The sequence below is a fragment of the Raineyella fluvialis genome (assembly GCF_009646095.1).
Lineage (GTDB): Bacteria > Actinomycetota > Actinomycetes > Propionibacteriales > Propionibacteriaceae > Raineyella > Raineyella fluvialis.
The window spans coordinates 3523275-3540254 of the sequence record NZ_CP045725.1 but is presented as its reverse complement, the minus strand read 5'-3'; the positions used below and the strand labels follow the sequence as shown (position 1 = coordinate 3540254).

At 69.8% G+C, this 16980-nt stretch carries 16 protein-coding genes and 3 pseudogenes; 11 read left to right on the top strand and 8 right to left on the bottom strand.

Annotated elements, in window-relative coordinates:
* Positions 1-16: 16 nt before the first annotated feature.
* The 7 genes and pseudogenes from Rai3103_RS16330 to rsmD form a co-directional block, all read right to left on the bottom strand.
* Entirely contained in the window at positions 17-1363 is a 1347-nt protein-coding gene (locus Rai3103_RS16330; protein ID WP_153573453.1) for a M16 family metallopeptidase, read from the bottom strand.
* A gap of 232 nt (positions 1364-1595) precedes the next feature.
* Positions 1596-3812 (bottom strand): annotated as a pseudogene (locus Rai3103_RS16325) (polyribonucleotide nucleotidyltransferase); the annotation flags it as partial.
* Positions 3813-4187: 375 nt separating this feature from the next.
* A complete protein-coding gene (gene rpsO / locus Rai3103_RS16320) occupies positions 4188-4451 on the bottom strand; it encodes a 30S ribosomal protein S15 (RefSeq protein WP_153573451.1) in 264 nt (87 codons plus the stop codon).
* A 173-nt stretch (positions 4452-4624) separates the two neighbouring features.
* A complete protein-coding gene (gene rpmB / locus Rai3103_RS16315; protein WP_153573450.1) occupies positions 4625-4810 on the bottom strand; it encodes a 50S ribosomal protein L28 in 186 nt (61 codons plus the stop codon).
* A gap of 109 nt (positions 4811-4919) precedes the next feature.
* Positions 4920-6107, bottom strand: coding sequence for an acetylornithine deacetylase (gene argE / locus Rai3103_RS16310; protein WP_153573449.1), 1188 nt, complete (start codon positions 6105-6107; stop codon positions 4920-4922).
* On the bottom strand, positions 6104-6610 hold the full coding sequence (gene coaD / locus Rai3103_RS16305) for a pantetheine-phosphate adenylyltransferase (RefSeq protein ID WP_153573448.1): 507 nt from the start codon (positions 6608-6610) through the stop codon (positions 6104-6106). The genes argE and coaD overlap by 4 nt, the downstream gene beginning before the upstream one ends.
* The gene (gene rsmD / locus Rai3103_RS16300; protein WP_153573447.1) at positions 6607-7167 is read right to left on the bottom strand and encodes a 16S rRNA (guanine(966)-N(2))-methyltransferase RsmD; all 561 of its coding nucleotides are present in this window, start codon (positions 7165-7167) and stop codon (positions 6607-6609) included. The genes coaD and rsmD overlap by 4 nt, the downstream gene beginning before the upstream one ends.
* A gap of 116 nt (positions 7168-7283) precedes the next feature.
* Between rsmD and Rai3103_RS16295 the strand changes: the two genes are divergently transcribed.
* Entirely contained in the window at positions 7284-7715 is a 432-nt protein-coding gene (locus Rai3103_RS16295; protein ID WP_153573446.1) for a pyridoxamine 5'-phosphate oxidase family protein, read from the top strand.
* A 42-nt stretch (positions 7716-7757) separates the two neighbouring features.
* On the opposite strand, the gene Rai3103_RS16290 is transcribed toward Rai3103_RS16295, so the two are convergent.
* Positions 7758-9932 carry an ATP-dependent DNA helicase RecG gene (locus Rai3103_RS16290; protein ID WP_153573445.1) on the bottom strand — a complete coding sequence of 725 codons (2175 nt, stop codon included), beginning with the start codon at positions 9930-9932 and terminating at the stop codon, positions 7758-7760.
* A gap of 142 nt (positions 9933-10074) precedes the next feature.
* Here Rai3103_RS16290 and Rai3103_RS16285 point away from each other — a divergent pair, with 142 nt between their 5' ends.
* The 10 genes and pseudogenes from Rai3103_RS16285 (at position 10075) to ftsY (ending at position 16968) form a co-directional block, all read left to right on the top strand.
* Positions 10075-11052, top strand: a complete 978-nt coding sequence (locus Rai3103_RS16285) for a 1-phosphofructokinase family hexose kinase (RefSeq protein ID WP_153573444.1) — start codon at positions 10075-10077, stop codon at positions 11050-11052.
* Entirely contained in the window at positions 11049-11948 is a 900-nt protein-coding gene (gene surE, locus Rai3103_RS16280) for a 5'/3'-nucleotidase SurE (protein ID WP_153573443.1), read from the top strand. Before Rai3103_RS16285 ends, surE begins: the two co-directional genes overlap by 4 nt.
* 10 nt (positions 11949-11958) lie before the next feature.
* A pseudogene (locus Rai3103_RS16275) lies at positions 11959-12551 on the top strand (YceD family protein).
* A gap of 146 nt (positions 12552-12697) precedes the next feature.
* Positions 12698-12889, top strand: a complete 192-nt coding sequence (gene rpmF / locus Rai3103_RS16270) for a 50S ribosomal protein L32 (protein ID WP_153573442.1) — start codon at positions 12698-12700, stop codon at positions 12887-12889.
* Positions 12838-13274: pseudogene (locus Rai3103_RS18835) on the top strand (ribonuclease III family protein); the annotation flags it as partial. The gene rpmF and the pseudogene Rai3103_RS18835, both read left to right, overlap by 52 nt.
* Positions 13263-13679, top strand: a complete 417-nt coding sequence (locus Rai3103_RS16265) for a ribonuclease III family protein (protein WP_422396050.1) — start codon at positions 13263-13265, stop codon at positions 13677-13679. The pseudogene Rai3103_RS18835 and the gene Rai3103_RS16265, both read left to right, overlap by 12 nt.
* A complete protein-coding gene (gene mutM, locus Rai3103_RS16260; RefSeq protein WP_153573441.1) occupies positions 13672-14523 on the top strand; it encodes a bifunctional DNA-formamidopyrimidine glycosylase/DNA-(apurinic or apyrimidinic site) lyase in 852 nt (283 codons plus the stop codon). The genes Rai3103_RS16265 and mutM overlap by 8 nt, the downstream gene beginning before the upstream one ends.
* 62 nt (positions 14524-14585) lie before the next feature.
* Positions 14586-15176 carry a GtrA family protein gene (locus Rai3103_RS16255; protein WP_228489005.1) on the top strand — a complete coding sequence of 197 codons (591 nt, stop codon included), beginning with the start codon at positions 14586-14588 and terminating at the stop codon, positions 15174-15176.
* Positions 15177-15338: 162 nt separating this feature from the next.
* Positions 15339-15647, top strand: coding sequence for a hypothetical protein (locus Rai3103_RS16250; RefSeq protein ID WP_153573440.1), 309 nt, complete (start codon positions 15339-15341; stop codon positions 15645-15647).
* Positions 15648-15717: 70 nt separating this feature from the next.
* Positions 15718-16968 carry a signal recognition particle-docking protein FtsY gene (ftsY, locus tag Rai3103_RS16245; protein ID WP_153573828.1) on the top strand — a complete coding sequence of 417 codons (1251 nt, stop codon included), beginning with the start codon at positions 15718-15720 and terminating at the stop codon, positions 16966-16968.
* Positions 16969-16980: the final 12 nt, after the last annotated feature.

Genomic DNA, 16980 nt, shown 5'->3' with positions numbered 1-16980 from the left:
TTCAGCCCAGGGAGGTTCAGCCCAGGGAGACCTGGCGGTCCTCGTCCCAGGGACCGACCACGGCCAGGGTGGGCTCGGCGGAGAACAGCTCGCGGGTAAGAGTGTGCACGTCCTCCAGGGTGACCGCCTCGACAGCGGCCAGCATCTCGCCCACCGTCCGCGGGTCGTCCTGCAGAACCGTACGTCCGTTCCTGGACATGTGGGCGGAGGGCGACTCGAGGCCGAGCAGGGTCTGGCCCCGGATCTGGCCCTTCGCCTGGGCCAGCTCGTTCGCCGTGATCCCGTGGGCCAGCACATCGTCCAGCACCTCGCGGACCACGTCGACGATCTGCTGCAGACGTTCCGGTGCGCAGGCCCATTCGATGCTCACCTGGCCGGCGTCGCTGTACGCGATCTCGCTGGCGTCGATGCTGTAGGTGAGGCCGCGCTTCTCCCGGACCTCGACGAACAGCCGGGCGGACATGCCGCCGCCGAGCACGGTGACGAGTACGTCGAGGATGGCCCGGCGCGGATCGAGCAGGGCGAGACCCGGCCAGGACATCACCGCCTCGAGCTGCTCGAAGTCACGGGTCTGGACGACCAGGCCGGGCTCGGGGACGGCAGCCGCTTCCTCGTCCGCCGCCGTAGCGGGGGCACGACGCCGGGAGAGGGCCAGGTCGAGCGGCGCGAGCTGTTCCAGCAGCCGATCGTGGTCCACGGCACCGGAGGCGCTCACGACGATGTCGTCGGCCCGGTACTGCGCCAGCCAGTACTCGACCACCGCGTCGCGATCCATGGCGCGGATGCTCTCCACCGACCCGATCACCGGTTTGGCCAGGCCGCTCGGCCCGTACAGGCGCTGGGCCGACAGGTCATGCGCCACGTCCCCGGGATCGTCGTTGCCCATCGCGATCTCCTCGAGCACCACGGTCCGCTCCGAGGAGAAGTGCTGCGGTTCGATCAGGGAGTGCGCGAGCATGTCCGACATCACGGCGACGGCACGATCGGCGTCCTCGGCCAGGAGTCGGGCGTAGAAGCAGGTGTGCTCCTTGGCCGTATAGGCGTTGAGGTCGCCGCCGACCCCCTCGATGGAGGCCGAGATCTCCTCGGCGCTCAGTCGCGGAGTGCCCTTGAAGAGGACGTGCTCCAGCATGTGCGAGGCCCCGTGCAGGGCCCGGGACTCACGGCGGGAGCCGACGCCGACGAAGAAGCCGAGGTTGAACGCGGCGGTGTGCGACAGGCTCTCGGAGACCACGCGCAGGCCGCCGGGGAGCGTGGTGCGGCGCAGGTCACCGGCCAGGTCGTCGGCCGACAGAACAGTGCGGTTGATGGTGAAGAACCTCCGGACAGGGTGGGAACGGCCCCGGATGACCGGTCCCGTCATCGATGATACGAGTGGCGGCGAAGCGGACAGTCCCGGGAAACGGGCGTCGCCCCTCACGTACGGGACGGAGGGGCGACGCGGTGGGCCCGGTAGGGCCGGAGGCTCACTCCTCGGAGGCAGTGTCCTCGGAGTCGCCGCCCTCGGCGGGCTTGCGGTGCGTACGACGGCGACGACGCGGCGAACGCTCCGACTTCTCCTGCTCGGGGGCGTCGGCCTCGACGGCGTCGTCGGCCTCCTCAGCGGGGTCCGCTTGGGCGGCCGCGGGCTTGGCCTCGACGACCGGGGCGAGGGAGAGCTTGCCGCGGTCGTCGACCTCGGTGACCTCGACCTGGATCTTCTGGCCGACCTTGACGACGTCCTCGACGTTCTCCACGCGCTTGCCGTCGTTGAGCTCACGCAGCTTGGTCACGTGCAGCAGCCCGTCCTTGCCCGGCAGCAGGGAGACGAAGGCGCCGAAGTTGACGACCTTGACGACGGTGCCGAGGTAGCGCTCGCCGACCTCGGGCATCGTCGGGTTGGCGATCGCGTTGATCATCGAGCGGGCGGCCTCGGCGGCCTCACCGGTGGTGGCGCCGATGTAGATGGTGCCGTCGTCCTCGATCGAGATGTTGGCGCCGGAGTCCTCCTGCATCTGGTTGATCACCTTGCCCTTGGGGCCGATGACCTCACCGATCTTGTCGACCGGGACGTGCATCGTGATGATCCGCGGGGCGTAGGGGCTCATCTCGTCGGGCTCGCCGATCGCCTCGCCCATCACGTCGAGCAGGGTCATCCGGGCCTCGCGGGCCTGCAGCAGGGCCTTCGCCAGCTCCTCCGAGGGGATGCCGTTCAGCTTGGTGTCGAGCTGCAGGGCGGTGACGAAGTCGCGGGTGCCCGCGACCTTGAAGTCCATGTCACCGAGGGCGTCCTCGGCACCGAGGATGTCGGTCAGCGCGACGTACTTCGTCTCACCCTCGACCTGCTCGCTCATCAGGCCCATGGCGATGCCCGCCACCGACGCGCGCAGCGGCACACCGGCGTTGAGCAGCGACAGGGTGGAGGCGCAGACCGAGCCCATCGAGGTGGAGCCGTTCGACCCCAGTGCCTCGGAGACCTGGCGGATCGCGTACGGGAACTCCTCCTTGCTCGGGAGGACCGGCACCAGCGCACGCTCAGCGAGGGCACCGTGGCCGATCTCACGACGCTTGGGGGAGCCGACGCGGCCCGTCTCGCCGGTGGAGTACGGCGGGAAGTTGTAGTGGTGCATGTAGCGCTTGGTGTTCTCCGGCGCCAGGGTGTCGATCTTCTGCTCCATCTCGAGCATGTTCAGCGTGGTGACGCCGAGGATCTGCGTCTCGCCGCGCTGGAAGAGCGCCGACCCGTGCACCCGGGGGATGATCTCGACGTCGGCCGACAGGGCGCGGATGTCACGCACGCCGCGGCCGTCGATCCGGACGCCCTCGGTGAGCGTACGGTGCCGCACGACCTTCTTCTGGACCGACTTGAACGCGGCCTTGATCTCGGCCTCCGCGTCGGGGAACGAGGGCAGCAGAGCCTCGACGGCCTTGGCCTTCAGCGCGTCCTCGCGGTCCTGGCGATCCAGCTTGGCCGGGATCGCCATCACCTCGCGCATCTCGTCCAGGACGGCGGCCTCGACCGCCGCGTAGACCTCGTCGCGGTAGTCACTGAAGACCGGGAACTCCCGCTGCTCCTTCGGCAGCTCGGCGGCCAGGCGGGCCTGGGCGTCGCAGAGCACCTTGATGAAGGGCTTGGCGGCCTCGAGGCCCTCGGCGACGACCTGCTCGGTCGGGGCCTTCTTACCGGCCTTGATCAGGTCGACCATGTGCTCACCGCCGCCGGCCTCGACCATCATCACCGCGACGTCACCGTCGGGCAGCACCCGGCCGGCGACGACCATCTCGAAGGTCGACTCGTCGTCCTGCTCCACGGTCGGGAAGCAGACCCACTGATCGCCGATCAGCGCGACGCGGACGCCGCCGATCGGACCGGAGAACGGCAGCCCGGAGATCTGGGTCGACATCGAGGCGGCGTTGATCGCCACGACGTCGTAGCGGACGTTCGGGTTCAGCGCGAGGACGGTGATGACCACCTGGACCTCGTTGCGCAGGCCCTTGATGAAGGACGGCCGCAGCGGGCGGTCGATCAGCCGGGCGGTGAGGACGGCGGAGGTGCCGGGGCGACCCTCACGACGGAAGAACGAGCCCGGGATCTTGCCCGCGGCGTACATCCGCTCCTCGACGTCGATGGTCAGCGGGAAGAAGTCGAAGCCCTCCCGGGGGTGCTTCCCGGCGCTGGTGGCGGACAGCAGCATGGTGTCGCCGTCGAGGTAGACCGCGGCGGAGCCGTCGGCCTGCTGGGCGAGCGCCCCCGCCTCGAAGCGCACGACATGCTTGCCGTACGAACCGTTGTCGATGATGGCTTCGGCGAAATGGACGTTGGGTCCCTCCATGGGGACTCCTTTCGTGTACGCCGCAGGGCACACGGCCGGTCGGTGACGGAGACCGGTCTTCGATCGAGGTCCGCGGGCGTACGCAGCGCGACGGCCACCGTGATGCCGGTGACGGCGACGTTTCCCGAGAACCACTACCGAGGACCGAGGACTCCCGAAGCGACCGGGCCCTGCGAGCTGGCTGTGGACGTGTGTCGGCGAAGGGATCGCAGACGGCCCTCACTCTACCTGACCGCAATGGCGCGGGGGATCGAAGTGGGGACGAGGGTTCCGGGTGGACCGGAGGAAAGGGGCGGGACCCCGCTGGGAGCGGGCCCCACAACAACGGGAGGCGGCCCCCAGGGGGACCGCCTCACCGGACGGGGTCTGCAGGCGTCAGCGACGCAGGCCCAGTCGAGCGATCAGCGAGCGGTAGTGCTCGATGTCGTTCTTGGCGATGTAGTTGAGCAGGCGACGGCGCTGGCCGACCATGAGCATCAGGCCGCGACGCGAGTGGTGGTCACCCTTGTGCTCCTTGAGGTGCTCGGTCAGGTGCGCGATGCGCTTGGTGAGCAGGGCCACCTGGACGTCCGGGGAGCCGGTGTCGCCGGGGTGGGTCGCGTACTCTTCGATGATCTTCTGCTTGTCGGCAGCATCCATGGCTGCACTCCTTTCGTCATTCCCGCTGCGCGGCGCTGAGTGGTCACAGCTCTTGGGGATCCGCGGCCGATCGAACGGCAGGGGGGACAGGTCGCCGGCTGGGTGCCGACTGTCACTCCGGGATGGAGTGGTGGTGCGGGGGAATCCCGGGGGATCCCCTTCACCGGGCAGGGTCAGCGAGAGACCTTGCCGGCCTTGAGGCACGAGGTGCACACGTTCATGCGCTTGGTCGAACCGTTCAACGTCACGCGGACGCGCTGGATGTTGGGGTTCCAACGACGGTTCGTCTTCTTCTTCGACCAAGGCACGTTGTGTCCAAAGCCCGGGCCCTTGGCGCAGATGTCACATACAGCAGCCACTGGTGGTTCTCCTTCTGGAACGTGTCGGTCACGTCGTGCCGTACGGATCACGGCACGAAAGCAACCGGTACAGAATAGCCGAAACGCCCGGGATTGGTGAAATCGAGGATCAGTCGGCGGCGGACAGGCGGGAGAGCATGGCCGCCAGGAAGTCCTGGCAGGCCTCGAGTTGGTCGATGTCGACGTACTCGTCGACCCCATGGGCCTGGGCGATGTCGCCAGGTCCGCAGATGACCGTCTCGATCCCCGCGGCATGGAATGCGCCACCATCGGTGCCGTACGTCACGTGCTCGTCGCTGGGGATCCCACCGTAAGCGATGGCGGCCTGTGCGGCGGGGGAGTCCCTGCGCGCGGACAGTGCCGGCACCATGTCCTCGACGACCACCTCGATGCCGGCCCCGACCTGCTCCGCCCGCATCTGCCGGGTCAGGTCGTCCGCGACGCTGCGCAGGCGGGTGACGACGTCGTGCGGGTCCACGGCCGCGATGGTGCGGAACTCGAGCAACACCGTGCATCGTTCGGGGACGATGTTGCGGGCCGTCCCGCCCTCGATCATCATCACCCCACCGGTGGAGTGGGCCACCGCGTAGTCCTCGTCGTACGGTCCCTCGTCGCGCCAGGCGTCGGTGATGGCCCGGAACGCTGTGCACATCGCGGCCGCGTACTCCACCGCGTTGCAGCCGGCCGCCGGCAGGGAGGAATGGGCTGCGAGGCCGTGGACGTCGATGCGGACGATGTTCACCGACTTGTGTCCGGTGATGACGCGCATCGACGTGGGTTCACCGACGATGCAGGCCCGGGGATGCACCCCGAGGGCGGCGAGGTCCTCGACCATCTGCCCGGCCCCGCGCGCGGCCAGTTCCTCGTCGAAGGTGAAGGCGAGATGGACGGGCTCGGCCAGTCTGGTCGCGGCGAACCGGGGCAGGGCGGCGGTGACGAGCGCCAGGAAGCCCTTCATGTCGGCGGCGCCGCGCGCGTACAGGTGGCCGTCGCGCACCTGAGGAGTGTACGGGTCGGTCGTCCAGTCCTGGCCGTCCACCGGGACCGTGTCCATGTGACCGCTGAGCGCGATACCGCCGGTCGTCGTGCCGTCGGCGGCCGCGATGGTGGCCACCAGATTGGCCTTCGCCCCAGTGGGATCGGGGCGCAGGTGCACCGGGATACCGAGAGCGCGGCACTCCTCGGCGATGAGCTCGGCCACCGGCAGGTTGGACCGCCGGCTCGTGGTGTCGAGGCTGAGCAGGCGCGTCAGCCAGTCGACAGCCCGGTCGTCGAGGCGTCCCCAGTCGGCGCTCATCGTCGCGACCCGCTCTCCCGCTCGGGGGACCGTCGCGCCGCCTGGACCTCGAGGGCCGTCACGACGAAGTCCGGCACGAACGTCGACACGTCGCCGTGCATCAGGGCGATCTCGCGCACCAACGTGGAGGACACGAAGGACCACTGGGCAGCCGTCGGGAGCAGGATCGTCTCGACGCCGGTCAGCTGCTTGTTCATCTGGGCCATCTGGAGCTCGTAGTCGAAGTCCGAGGCGAAGCGCAGACCCTTGACGATGGCGCCGACACCGTGTTCGCGGCAGTACTCCGCGAGCAGGCCGTCGATGGGGTCGACGGTGACATTGGGCAGAGCGGCACATGCCTGGGTGAGCATCGACAGCCGATCCTCCAGGCTGAACAGGCCGTTCTTGGAGGTGTTGCGGCCGACACCCACGACGACCTCGTCGAAGGACCGTGCGGCCCGTTCGATGATGTCGAGGTGACCGAGCGTCACCGGATCGAACGAGCCGGGGCAGATGACCTTCACCGAGCCTCCTGGGCGTAGTGGATCGTGGTCTCACCATAGCGGCGGGACCACTCCTCGATGCCGTCGGGCCACTGCGGGTCCGGGTCGCGGGAGGAGCGTTCGAGGACCAGCAACCCGTCCGCCGCGAGCCACCCGGAGGCCCAGACGCCGCCGAGAAGCCGCTGCAGTTGATCGGTCGGCACGGGGTACGGGGGATCGGCCCAGATGATGTCGTACGCCCGCGGCGGCGAGACCGACAGCACCTCCTCGACCGGCTGGGTGCGGACCTCGACCCTGAGGCCCAGGTCAGCGGCGTTACGGCGGACGACGTCGGCGGTACGCCGGTCGGACTCGACGGCCGTCACGGGTGAGGCGCCCCGGCTCGCGGCCTCCAGCGCCATCGCCCCCGACCCTGCGTACAGGTCGAGGAACGCCAGACCGCCCAGCCCGTCGCCGGCCCAGGACTCCAGAGCGGAGAACACCGCCTCCCGGACGCGGTCCGTGGTGGGGCGGGTCCGGGCGCCCGGCGGGGTGGCGAGCCGGCGCCCACCGTGGCTTCCGGCGATGATGCGAGTCACATCCGACAGGCTACCGAGCGGGGCCCCCGTGCCCCATGCCCTCACTAGAATGCGACCACCGGTGCGGCGCGGCCACGGAGGGTCGCCGGACACCGCGGCGACGGAGGGATGTGGCAATGGCATATGTGGAGAACGACGCGATCACTGTCCTGAGCGACGAGGAGTCCTGGGAGCTGCTGGCGCAGCAGCCGATCGGGCGCCTCGCCACCACGATCGGCGACGACATCGAGATGTTCCCGGTCAACTACGTCCTCGACGGGCAGACCGTCGTCTTCCGGACCGCCCAGGGCAGCAAGCTCTTCGAGCTGACGGTGAACTCCCGCGTCGCTTTCGAGGTGGATTCGTACGAGGACGAGGGTGGCTGGAGCATCGTGGTGCACGGCGATGCCGAAGTTCTGCAGGACGTCAACGAGATCGCCGCCGTCGAGCAGCTACCGCTGCGGCCGTGGGTTGCCACGATCAAGACGACGTATGTCCGGATCCGGCCGCACTACGTGTCGGGCCGCCGATTCCGGTTCGGCGAGGAGCCGGAGTCCTGGCACCTGTGAGTCTTCCCGTCACCGGCCCGCATGTCTGGGGCCGGCGCGACGTCATTCGTCGAGACTGACCAGCGCCATCCGTCGGATCGCGTCGTGGAAGCCGGGGGTGGCGGCGTCGGGGTCGTCGCGAACGGCGCGCTCGGCAATGTCACGGGCGAGGCCGATCAGGTCGGCGTCGCGCGTCACGTTGAGCAGCCGCATCCCGGTGTGGGAGCCCGCCTGGACCGTGCCGAGCACATTGCCCTCCCGGCGCTGTTGCAGGTCGAGATCGGCCAGGGCGAATCCGTCGCGGGTGGCCGCCAGCCCCTCGAGACGTTCCAGGCCGCCCTCGTCCCGCGCGGCGGCGAGCAGCAGGCACAGCCCGGGGAAGCGGCCCCGTCCGATCCGTCCGCGCAGCTGGTGCAGCTGGGATATGCCGAACCTGCCCGCGTCGCAGACCACCATCATTGACGCGTTCGGGACGTCCACGCCCACCTCGATCACCGTCGTCGCCACCAGGACGTCCAACTCGCCGGCGGCGAACCCGGCCATCACTCGGTCCTTCTCCTCCGTCGGGAGCTGGCCGTGCAGCACCCCGACCCGGACCTCGCCGAGCGGCGTGCTGCGCAGGCGGTCGGCGACCTCCTCCAGGGACCATCCGTTGAGCGGGTCGTACGCCTCGCCCTCCGGTGAGATGCGAGGGCAGACGACGAAGACCTGACGACCCGACGCCACCTCCTCCCGGGCCCGCTCCCAGGCCCGCTCCACCCACCGCGGGTGGGCCTGGACATCGACGACCGTCGTGGTCACGTCCGACCTGCCGGCCGGAACCTCACGCAGGGTCGACACCTCCAGGTCCCCGTAGATGGTCAGCGCGACCGAGCGCGGAATCGGAGTGGCGGTCATCACCAGCACATGGGGGTGCAGATCCGCCTTCGCTGTCAGGGCGTTGCGCTGCTCCACGCCGAACCGGTGCTGTTCGTCCACCACGACCAGACCGAGGTCGGCGAACTGGACGGTCTCGGAGAGCAGCGCATGCGTGCCGACGACGATGCCTGCCTCGCCCGAGGCGATGGCGAGCAGGCTCTTCTTCTTCTGCGCCGCCGTCATCGACCCGGTCAGCAGCACGACGCGCGTGCCGCCGAGCATGCCGCCGGCGGCCAGGTCTCCCAGCATGGTGGTGATCGAGTGGAAGTGCTGGGCTGCCAGGACCTCGGTCGGTGCCAGAAGCGCAGCCTGGCCGCCGGTGTCGACCACCGCCAGCATCGCCCGCAACGCGACCACCGTCTTGCCCGAGCCGACCTCGCCCTGCAGCAGTCTCTGCATCGCGACCCGCCCGGCCAGGTCGGCTTCGATCTCACGGCTCACCTGCAGCTGCCCACGGGTGAGCTCGAACGGGAGCCGGGCATCGAAGGCGCTGAGGAGACCATCGGCTGCGGCCCGACGCGGCTCCGCCGCCAACCTGGTGTGGTCGGCGCGCCGGTAGGCCATCGTGAGCTGCACCTCGAGTGCCTCATCGAAGGCCAGACGTTCGAGACCGGACGCCACCTCCGACAGCTCGGTCGGACGGTGCACCGCGCGCAGGGCCTCGACCAGCGGAGGCAGGTCAGTCGCCGCCAGGACCCAGGCCGGCCAGGGATCCGGTAGGTCTCCCAGGGCGTGCAGGGTCAGGCCGGCGGCCTCGGCGATGTCCCACGTCGGCAGCTTGGCACTGGCCGGGTAGATACCGATCGGTCCGCCGCGGAACACGCTCGCCATTGACCGGTTCCGGTCCGAGCCCGCGACGAAGAAGCCCTGCTCGTCCACGATGACGTAGTCGGGGTGGCCCAGCTGGGGTTGTCCGCGGAACTCGCCGACCTTCGCCGAGAAGATGCCCCTGGCACCGGGGGTGAGAGACCGCTGCCACCACTCCAGCAGGTGGTTGGCGCCGAAGAAGGTGGCCGGCAGCTGGTGGCGTCCGTCGGTGAGCTGGACCTCCAACCGGCCTCGGCCCTTCTTCCCCGGGGGCCCGGGGTGAGGCCTGACCTCCGCCACCCTGGCCAGGACGGCGACGTGCGTGCCGACCTGCAGATCCGACAGGTCGCTCAGCTCGGTGCCCACGACGTAGCGGCGGGGGACATGGTGCATCAGGTCCCCGACCGTGTGGATCCCCATCGCGTTGAAGGCCTTGTCCTGTGCCCCGACGACGAGCCCGATCCGCTGGTCCAGTGCCGCGTACGCCTCGGATCGCCAACCACCCAGCGCCATCAGGGGCTCCTTTCTGCGGGCCACGGTCTGCTCGGGGCCACGTCCGGCCCTGCTGCAAGCCTAGGAGGCGATGCTGACAGCGGCGCGGTGCGGCCCACCCGGCACGCCTTTCCCCTCAGGGACGGGGGAGTAGCGTCGACGTATGACGGATCACCAGTCCGGCACCTCCCGACCTCGGATCACCGTCTTCGTCCCGACGCCCCTGATGGTGGTCGAGGTGATGACACCCTTCGTCCGCCGCGACCGCGGCCCTCAGGAGTCCGAGGTGCACGTGTACCCCGGCGGCCAGGGCCTGTGGGTGGCTCGGATGGCGGTCGCCCTGGGAGCCGACGTGACCGTCTGCGGCCCCTTCGGCGGTGAGCTCGGACCGTCGATCGTCACGATGGTGCGGGAGTTCGGGGCCACGGTGCACCCGGTGCCCGGCCCGACGGCGAACGGCGGTTTCGTCTACGACCTACGTGGCGGCACACGGGAGGTGTTGGCCCGGATGTCGCCCAGGCCGTTGTCCCGCCACGAGATCGACGATCTCTACGGCGCCGCGCTGGTCGACGCTCTCGAGGCGGACGTGACAGTGGTGACCGGTGCCGAACCCGAGGACGTACTCCCCGCCGATGTCTATGGGCGACTGGTCCACGACGTGCGGGCCGCAGGGCGGCCGGTCGTGGCGGATCTCAGCGGTGCGGCGGCCCTGGCGGCCGTGGACGCCGGTCTGGATGTCCTCAAGATCAGCCACGAGGAACTGGCTGACGGCGGACTCACCGACGCCGACTCGCTCGAGGCGCTGGCTGAGGCGGCGGAACGGCTGCGGGAGCGGGGTGCCCGGGCGGTGATCGTGTCGCGCGCCGACGAGTCCGCCCTGCTGGCGGACGCCGAGGGGTTCCATCAGGTCCGTGGACCGCGGATCACCCCGGTGGACCACCACGGGGCGGGCGACTCGATGACCGCGGGAATCGCCGTGGGGCTGGCCCGCGGGGAGTCGCTGATCGAGGCCCTACGACTCGGCACCGCGGCCGGATCGCTGAACGTCAGCCGCCACGGCCTGGCCACGGGACGTCGCGACACCATCGAGCGGCTCTACCGATCCGGCTGGGTCGCCCATCAGCAGGAGGAACCGACATGACCACGACACCATCACGAAGTGCCCAGCCCGGCCGGGTGCTGGTGACCAACGACGACGGCATCGACTCGCCGGGGCTGTCCGTTCTGGTCAGGGCAGCACTCGCCCGTGGGCACCAGGTCGTCGTCGCGGCACCGGCCGAGCAGTACTCCGGTGCCAGCGCCTCGCTGACGGGGGAGGAGGTCGACGGCCGCATCGCCGTGGTGACTGGAGGACCGCCGGATCTTCCGCCGGGCGTCGTCGCCATGGGGGTCAAGGCGGCTCCGGCGCTGATCGCCTTCCTGGCGAGCTATGGCGCGTTCGGACCGGTCCCCGATTACGTCCTCTCGGGGGTGAACCTGGGGGCCAACACCGGCAAGGCGACGCTGCACTCCGGCACGGTCGGTGCCGCCCTGTCGGCGGCCACCCACGGCATCGCCTCGATGGCTGTCTCGATCGCCTCGGGATCGCCCCGGCACTGGGACACTGCGCAACTGGTCACTGAGAAGGCCCTCGCCTGGCTCGAGACCAATGACCCGCGGGAGGGCGTGCTCAACATCAACGTTCCCGACATCGCCCCGGATCACCTGCGTGGGCTGCGTGAGGCGGCCCTCGCCAGTTTCGGCGCCGTCCAGGCGCAGGTCCGTCCGATCGGCGAGAAATACGTCCAGGTCAGCTACTCCGCGGAGAAGGCGCGCGACGAGCCGGGCAGCGACCACTACCTGTTGTCCCGGGGCTGGGCCACGGTGACACTGCTGAGGGCGCCGATCGCCGACACCGACGGCCCGCCCCTGCCTGCCTTCGACGGCGCCCCGGGGACCCCGTCGGGCGACCCGGTCGTGGCGGTGGACGCCGCGCGGGTGATGACGTCACGATCCAGCGCGACGAGCCGCCCACCGGGGGAGGGCACGCCGACCTAGACTCAGGGCCATGACGACCCACGGCCACCTCGACGCCCGTTCCCCCCTCGTCCTGGACACCCACGATCTCGGGCGTCGGGCCGGCGCCCTGCGCCAGGTGGTGGAGAGCGTCCCCGCCCCGAGGGCATCGGCACTCCGATGATCGGGATCCCTGCCGGCTCGCCGATCGATCTCGACCTGCGGATGGAGTCGGTGCACGAGGGCGTGTTGGTGAGTGGGGTGGCCACCGCTCACCTGGAGGGGGAGTGCTCCCGCTGCCTGACCCCTCTGCAGGACGAGGTCGATGTCGACATCCAGGAGTTGTACGTCTACGAGGACCAGGCCGTGGGGGACGAGGACGAGGACCTGTCCCGGATGCAGGGCGAATTGCTCGACCTCGAGCCGGCCCTTCGTGATGCCGTCGTTCTCGAACTGCCGTTCACCCCGCTGTGCCGTGAGGACTGTGCGGGGCTGTGCCCCGAGTGCGGGGTCAACCTGAACGACGATCCCGAACACACCCATGGCCCGGTCGGCGATGCCCGGTGGGGCGCCCTGCGTGACTGGTCCGTTGGGTCGGAGGGTGAGACCGGTGGGGCGCTGCCGGGGGAGGCCTCGCAGGCCTGACCCTCGGCGTGGGCCCACGCGTGGGGCCGGCTCCACCCCGTCGGTCCGCCGTTTTGCGCCGTGGGGCTGGCGGCGCCTATAGTTTTCTCTTGCGTCTGCACACGATCCGACGGCGTGCAGGCACCCGAAGACAGAAGGAGAGACCCGTGGCAGTTCCCAAGCGGAAGATGTCCCGCTCCAACACGCGGAATCGTCGTTCCCAGTGGAAGGCCGCTGCGCCGACCCTGGTCACCTGTGCCAACCCGGCCTGCCGTGCGAAGCACCTGCCTCACACCGCCTGCCCCGAGTGCGGCCAGTACGGCCCGCGCGGCGAGCGCCGTCAGGTTCTGGACGCCTGATCGTGACCGGCGGCGTGGTACACGCCTCCACAGCCGAACAGCTTCTCGATGAGCTGGGGGTCGCACCCGACCCCCAGCTCTTTGAGCTCGCCCTGACGCACCGCTCGTACGCGTACGAGCACGGTCGGATCCCGACCAACGAACGGCTCGAATTCCTGGGGGACTCCGTGCTGGGCGTTGTCGTGACGGAGCACATCTTCGCGTCCTATCCCGACCTCGCCGAGGGCGGCTCGCCAAGCTGCGGGCCGCTGTCGTGTCTACCCAGGCCCTGGCGAGAGTGGCCCGGACGCTGGGCGTGGGCGCTCTGCTCCGCCTGGGACGGGGCGAGTTGACGACCGGGGGCCGGGACAAGGACTCGCTGTTGGCCGACGCGATGGAGGCCATCATCGGGGCCATCCATGTCGAGTACGGCATCGAGGGTGCCCGCACGTTCGTGCACCACGTCCTCGACGACCTGATCGCCGAGGCGGCCACCATGGGTGCGGGCCTGGACTGGAAGACCTCCCTGCAGGAGATCGCGGCCGACCTCGGGTCGGACTCGCCGGCCTACGAGGTGACGTCGTCGGGGCCCGACCATGACAAGCGGTTCGTCGCGTACGTGCGGGTGGGAGAACGACGCTTCGGGCCGGGCTCCGGCCGATCGAAGAAGTACGCCGAGCAGGACGCCGCGGAGAGCGCCTATCGGGCCCTGAACGCGGAACGTACGGCAGCCGCCGCCCCCGATTCGCCCGCCGCTCAGGATGACGGGGTGATCAGCGGGATTGCGCCGAGCGGCCTCGACGGTGCCTGAACTCCCCGAGGTCGAGGTCGTCCGGCGCGGCTTGGCACCCCACCTCGCGGGACGCACCCTCGCCGCGGTGGAAGTCCTGCATCCGCGTCCGGTCCGGCGTCACCTCGGTGGTCCGGACGACTTCGCGGCCCGACTCGTCGGGCGTACGCTCCTGGAACCCGCGCGCCGGGGCAAGTACCTTTGGCTGCCACTGGACTCGGGCGAGGCGATCCTCACCCACCTGGGCATGAGTGGCCAGTTCCGGGTCGATCCCCCGGGGGCGGCCGACGAACCCCACGTGCGGGTGCGACTCGGCTTCGAGGACGGGCTCTCCGAGGTCCGCTTCTGCGACCAGCGGATGTTCGGCGGACTGCTGGTGAGTGAGGCCGACGGCCACGTACCGCCCGAGATCGCGCACATCGCCCCGGACCCTTTCGAGGAGGCCTTCGACCCCGAGGCGGTGGTCCGGGCGATCCGTCGGCGTCGGACCGGGATCAAGCGCGCACTGCTCGACCAGACCGTCGTTTCGGGCATCGGGAACATCTATGCCGATGAGTCCCTGTGGCTCGCCCGGATGCACTACGCCCAGGCGACCGACGCACTGAGCCCGGGCCGGGTTCGCGAACTCCTCGAGGCTGTGCGTAGGATCATGGCGCGAGCACTCGACCAGGGCGGTACATCCTTCGACAGCCTCTACGTGCACGTGAACGGGGAGAGCGGTTACTTCGACCGCTCCCTGAACGCGTACGGGCGGGAGGACCTGCCCTGTCCCCGGTGCGGCACCCCCATCCGCAGGGAGGCGTTCATGAACCGCTCCTCGTTCCGCTGCCCACGCTGCCAGCGGCTGCCCCGGAACCGTTGCTGAGTATTCCGCAGGGTCCGTCCCCACGGACCGTCCACATCGTCGATCGATAGGCCTGTACCACCGTGACCACCACCCCGCCCGCCCCGAACACCACCGGCGCCCGGAAATCGTTCTGGGCCAAGTACGGCTACACCATTCGACAGTTCTTCAAGTTCGGCGTCGTCGGTGGCTCCGGTGTGCTGGTCAACCTGCTCGTGGTGATCGTCTGCAAGAAGCTCTACGCGGACTACGAGATGCCGCTGTTCAGCCTCTTCGGTACCCAGTGGAGCATCCGCCTCTACCACCTGTACGCGACCGTGGCCTTCCTCGTCGCGAACACCTGGAACTACCAGCTCAACCGGATGTGGACCTTCAAGTCCCGCCACCACGGCGGCTGGATGCGCGGGTTCTTCCCGTTCCTGGCCGCCGGTCTGGCGGCCTTCGTGGTCAATGTGATCGTGCAGACCCTGCTGATCAACCCCACCTCGCCGGTGGCGCTGCCGCGTGAGGTCTTCGACGACTCGAACGGTTTCCGGACCCTGCTCTACTGGGCCACCCTGATCGGCACCCTGGTCGCCACCCCGTTCAACTTCGTGCTCAGCAAGCTGTGGGTCTTCGCCGGTGTGCGGGCCAAGAACGTACGTGCCAAGGAAGCCCCCCGCGCCGGCGAGTGACCCTGTCCGGGAGCCTCGCGCGGAACGTCGTCCGGAGCATCGCCTGCTGACGTCCTGAGGATCTCCGGACCGTCTCGGTGCCGACCTGTGGTCGATCCGGTCCCGAGCGGGCCGCGCGTCTCGTATCCTGACGCCTCCGGACCATCACGAGGAAGGGAATTCATGGGAGTCGTGGTCATCTCGGTGGTGGCGGCGCTCGTCGTGGCTGTTGTGATCGCCGGAATCGTCGTCGTGGGTCTGCACGGGGGCCTGCCCGAGGTCTCGGAGAAGGCCCCCGAGATCGCCGGTCGCTTCGAATGGGCCGCGCGCCACCTGAACGGCGAGGCTGAGCCGTCCCCCCGTGCGGCGGAGCCCGGGGGTCCCGTCACCAGGACGCGCCCCGGCGAGGCGGGCCACCCGTCGGAGCAGTCCCGTCGGCAGGAGGGCCCCAACAGCACCGGGCTGCCGTCGACCGGTGACTTCGGGGCCTGATCCGCCCGTCACCTGCGCCCGGAGCCGCACCTCACCCTCCGCGTGACAAGATGGGGGCGTGTTGGTCCCCATGATCCCCGGCGTGCTCATCACGCCCATCATCGTCAGCATCGTCATCGCGGTGCTCATCATCGCCGGCATCATCGCGGTCGCCGCCTCCCAGAAGAAGCTGCCCCGGGGAGCGGAGCGGCCCCAGGTGGGGCCCGACGCCACCGGACAGGGGGCCGTCGGCGTCGAGGAGCGTCCCACCGAGGAGACGCCCGGTGGCCCGGCGCCGACCATCGAGGCCCCGGTCGAGGAGACCCCCGGTGCCCCGACGCAGACGCCCGGGGAGGTCGTCCCGCCGCCTGTCCTCACGCCCGAGGTCGAGATCCCGCTCGAGACCCCCGAATCGCCGCGTACGCGGATGGCGCGACTGCGGGCCCGCCTGGCCGGGTCCAACAACGCCCTCGCACGTGGACTGCTGATGCTGCTGTCCAGCGACCGGCTCGACGACGAGACCTGGGAGGACTTCGAGGACACCCTGCTGACCTCCGACATGGGGGTGGGGCCGACCACCGAGCTGGTCGAGAAGCTGCGCACCCGGCTTCGTGTCGAGGGGATCTCCGAGCCCTCCGCCGCCACCGCGGTACTCCGGGAAGAGCTCATCGCGCTGGTCGATCCCAGCCTGGATCGCGACCTGCACGCCGACCGCTCCGGCGAGCTGCCCGGCGTCCTCATGGTCGTAGGAGTGAACGGGACCGGCAAGACCACCACGTGCGGCAAGCTGGCCCGGGTCCTGGTGGCCGAGAACAAGGACGTGTTGCTCGGAGCCGCCGACACCTTCCGGGCAGCGGCCGCCGACCAGTTGGAGACCTGGGGAGGCCGCGTCGGTGTGCCCACCGTCCGTGGAGCGGAGGGTGCGGACCCTGCCTCGGTCGCCTTCGACGCTGTCACCGCCGGCATCGAGCAGGAGGTCGACGTGGTAGTCGTCGACACCGCCGGGCGATTGCACACCAAGACCGGTCTGATGGACGAACTGGGCAAGATCCGCCGCGTCATCGAGAAGAAGGCCCCGGTCGGCGAGGTCCTGCTCGTCCTCGACGCCACCACCGGACAGAACGGTCTGACCCAGGCCCGGGTCTTCGCGCAGGAGATCGGCATCACCGGAATCGTGCTGACCAAGCTCGACGGATCGGCAAAGGGAGGCATCGTCATCCAGGTGCAGCGCGAACTCGGCGTTCCGGTCAAGCTGATCGGCCTCGGAGAAGGTGTGGACGATCTCGCGCCTTTCGACCCCGCCGCCTTCGTCGACGCCCTGCTCGAACCCGCCCGCTCCTGAACGATCCCACCG

Bases quoted from the DNA above. Each gene is read 5' to 3' on its own strand.
- Rai3103_RS16330 (WP_153573453.1), bottom strand. From the start codon at position 1,363: ATGACGGGACCGGTCATCCGGGGCCGTTCCCACCCTGTCCGGAGGTTC.
- rpsO (WP_153573451.1), bottom strand. From the start codon at position 4,451: ATGGATGCTGCCGACAAGCAGAAGATCATCGAAGAGTACGCGACCCAC.
- argE (WP_153573449.1), bottom strand. From the start codon at position 6,107: ATGAGCGCCGACTGGGGACGCCTCGACGACCGGGCTGTCGACTGGCTG.
- Rai3103_RS16295 (WP_153573446.1), top strand. From the start codon at position 7,284: ATGGCATATGTGGAGAACGACGCGATCACTGTCCTGAGCGACGAGGAG.
- Rai3103_RS16290 (WP_153573445.1), bottom strand. From the start codon at position 9,932: ATGGCGCTGGGTGGTTGGCGATCCGAGGCGTACGCGGCACTGGACCAG.
- Rai3103_RS16285 (WP_153573444.1), top strand. From the start codon at position 10,075: ATGACGGATCACCAGTCCGGCACCTCCCGACCTCGGATCACCGTCTTC.
- surE (WP_153573443.1), top strand. From the start codon at position 11,049: ATGACCACGACACCATCACGAAGTGCCCAGCCCGGCCGGGTGCTGGTG.
- Rai3103_RS16265 (WP_422396050.1), top strand. From the start codon at position 13,263: ATGGAGGCCATCATCGGGGCCATCCATGTCGAGTACGGCATCGAGGGT.
- Rai3103_RS16250 (WP_153573440.1), top strand. From the start codon at position 15,339: ATGGGAGTCGTGGTCATCTCGGTGGTGGCGGCGCTCGTCGTGGCTGTT.
- ftsY (WP_153573828.1), top strand. From the start codon at position 15,718: ATGATCCCCGGCGTGCTCATCACGCCCATCATCGTCAGCATCGTCATC.